The sequence below is a fragment of the Musicola keenii genome (assembly GCF_014855505.1).
GTDB lineage: Bacteria > Pseudomonadota > Gammaproteobacteria > Enterobacterales > Enterobacteriaceae > Musicola > Musicola paradisiaca.
Genome location: NZ_JAAWVW010000068.1, coordinates 1 through 266, shown reverse-complemented (window position 1 = coordinate 266; position 266 = coordinate 1). Strand labels below are relative to the sequence as shown.

Genomic DNA, 266 nt, shown 5'->3' with positions numbered 1-266 from the left:
CGCTGAACCAGTTGGCCCCGCTGTCCGTCGAGTATTGCCACGCCCCGTTGCCGCTCAGCGTCGTCAGCGCAATACCGCTGACCGCGCCGCTGTCCGCATCCGCATAACCGGCAGCGCTCAACAGCGACGACACCGTTGTGGACGACGAGGTGACGTTCTCGCTCGTGGAGGTCAGCGTCACCGACGCGCCGCTGGATAAGGTCGGCGCGTCATTGACGTCGCTCACCGTCAGTGACGCTTGCGCGCTGTTGCTGGAGAACGCGCTG

At 65.8% G+C, this 266-nt stretch carries 1 protein-coding gene; it reads right to left on the bottom strand.

Features of this window, described 5'->3' with window-relative positions; all coding sequences use genetic code 11:
* Positions 1-266 (bottom strand): hypothetical protein (locus tag HEP82_RS20300; RefSeq protein ID WP_192459618.1); only part of this gene is annotated, 266 nt, incomplete at both ends.